The sequence below is a fragment of the Pseudomonas sp. 1176_21 genome (assembly GCF_052850635.1).
Genome location: NZ_VXCV01000027.1, coordinates 1 through 2,309, shown reverse-complemented (window position 1 = coordinate 2,309; position 2,309 = coordinate 1). Strand labels below are relative to the sequence as shown.

Here is a 2,309-nt window from a genome sequence, read left to right as displayed (position 1 = left end):
CTGATTCCAGCCCGTGCCGGCCTGCGGCTTGTTCGAATAATGCGCAACCGAGTGTTTGTGCAATCGCCGCCCGAGGGCGTCATAGCTGTACTCGACCTTGAGCTTGTCGTCACTGTGGCTATCGTGGATATCGGTCAGTTGCCCGGCAGCATCGGGCTAACCGTCCGGCCGGGTTCCAGGCCTGGGTCTGCATCAGCCTGTTGCCCTGATGGCGCACCACTTCACGGTGCAGGTCATCGCACTCGTAGCTGAGTATTTCGTGATGGTCGAGCTTCATGACCGTGCGATCGTAGGCAAGCTCTCGGACTGCGACTAATCAGTCAGGTGAGTCGTACGTTCGGCCAGCCACGCAGGTCAATATTGCGTTGACCGCACTACCAACAAGGCATATCCCGCATATTTTCGATAAACACTAGACGCCCATGATCACCCACCAAGCGTTCTAATCTGTTAAGAAAATAATCTATATCATGGGAAATCAAATCAAACGCCCCCCACCCGTGCTCTTCCGAGTGCTGTAAAATCCCAAAGTACTCGCACGAAGACAGCAAGTGTTTATATAGTTCATTTTCGAGGCGACCACCATCCCTCACAAACTCAGCCAGCATGGAAGGCAGAGGCACTTCAATATGCTTATGCCGGGAAATGATATTATATTTTTTTAAACTCAATACATAACGCTCATGCTCCACCAACAAACCATTGAACGCACCACCTTTATCTTTAAAAAAATAATCTGGCATTCCACCCTCACGCCGTTCTCCTGGGTGGAAAATAGTGTCAGGAGCATCAAGGCAATAGCACTCGCAAAGTAACGCATTCAGGATACTTCGCGCCGCTGGACTAACGTTAAACCCCAACAACCCATTTGTACCACGAGCCATAACAGCAGCAAACTCATCCTCATCACTCGCTGGCAAAGAAGATATAAGATCACTGCCTCCTTTCTTGAAATATTTGAATTTCGACCTGTGAACCAAGATATCCAACATTTCCCCAATCACCCTGGATAAGTAATCACTAACGTTCAGATTACCCGCTCCTTCATGGAACCACTGCAGCTTGCTTGCCGAGTTGATCGCCTGGATCAGCTTGCCATTGCCGTCATAGGCAAAGCGCTCGGTCTGCTACTGACCACTTAGCTGGTCAGCCAGCTAATCGGGTAGAAGCAACCCGTTAAGGCGTACCAATGAGCCCATACCGAACGCTTTCAACACGCACCCAATCACAAATTAATTTAAGTCGACTATTATTCTCGCAGTGTATCGTTACAGCTGCGACATCATCCACGACATCAAATAAAATTTCACAAACTACGTTTGCATGCCCCCACTCACTAAAGCTCACGCACCTACTCCCTATAAATGACAGCTCAATGCAGACCTGATCGTACTTCTCCGGCCACTTGGCTGGACTTTTTCTAGGTTTATTTTGAGTAAGAAACTTAACTGAGACCCTTGGCTCATCTCGCTTAAAGTTAATCTCAGAAATCTCTGAACCTGCAAAATCTGGCACCTCCCCATACATTGAGGTCAAGGCTTGCGGATTCATTACTTTAGAACAATTCATCTTATTTCTTATTCCGACAGCCAAAATAATAGTGATCATCCATGCCCTCTACAGTTCCTGTTCGAGTGTCACTTGCAGGTCGAACATTGTGATGGGACGGCTGATCCCCAACACCTCCTGCACCATAATTGTGACCTGCCGAATGGTCCTGAATAACGAAATCCTTTCCATTCACGCGATAAGTTAGCTCTCTAGTCATAGTTGGTTTTTTATCTTCGTTTAAAATCCACTTACCATTTGAATCGGTAAGCGGCACCATTTTTTGGCCGGCTGGATGCTGATTTTTAGGAATGCCCAACTGTCGACGCATTTCCCGCAAACTCGCACGTCTGGTATGAGCGCATGCAAGACCCAGTGGATCAGCGTAGCTAACTGGATTTAAAGCATACTGGTGGAGATTGATCCCGCCTGCATAGCTAATAGGATCTTGGCTAAGAAATCGCCCAACCCCCGGATCATAGTACCGATACCGGTTGTAGTGCAGCCCAGTCTCCCGGTCGTGATACTGCCCCTGAAACCGAATCGGATTACCCAGTCCTACCTGCCTCGCCCAAGCCGACCGCTCCTCACGCACCTCCCCCCACGCCTTGTGCTGCCCCGCCCACGCCATCTCGCCATTGTGGTCGGTCAGCTCCATCGGCGTGCCCAGGTGATCGCACTGGTACCACGCAAGCGCGTCAAACGCCTGCGGCTGCATGTGCGTGTGCCACAACGGGTCCTGGTCGAAGTCGTAACTGCGT

General features: G+C 49.8%; 3 protein-coding genes and 1 pseudogene. All 4 read right to left on the bottom strand.

Annotation, left to right across the window (positions count from 1 at the left end; translation table 11 throughout):
- Nucleotides 1-277 (bottom strand): annotated as a pseudogene (locus FW760_RS25905) (hypothetical protein); the annotation flags it as partial.
- Between the two features lie 97 nt (nt 278-374).
- The gene (locus FW760_RS25900; RefSeq protein ID WP_152644073.1) at nt 375-992 is read right to left on the bottom strand and encodes a hypothetical protein; all 618 of its coding nucleotides are present in this window, start codon (nt 990-992) and stop codon (nt 375-377) included.
- A gap of 184 nt (nt 993-1,176) precedes the next feature.
- Nucleotides 1,177-1,551, bottom strand: a complete 375-nt coding sequence (locus FW760_RS25895) for an immunity 50 family protein (RefSeq protein ID WP_446444106.1) — start codon at nt 1,549-1,551, stop codon at nt 1,177-1,179.
- 19 nt (nt 1,552-1,570) lie between these two features.
- Nucleotides 1,571-2,309, bottom strand: a 739-nt coding sequence (locus tag FW760_RS25890) for an RHS repeat-associated core domain-containing protein (protein ID WP_446444105.1), incomplete at its 5' end; no start/stop codon positions are given.

Excerpts from the sequence above, each read along its gene's own strand:
- FW760_RS25900 (WP_152644073.1), bottom strand. The coding sequence starts at position 992 with ATGTTGGATATCTTGGTTCACAGGTCGAAATTCAAATATTTCAAGAAA.
- FW760_RS25895 (WP_446444106.1), bottom strand. The coding sequence starts at position 1,551 with ATGAATCCGCAAGCCTTGACCTCAATGTATGGGGAGGTGCCAGATTTT.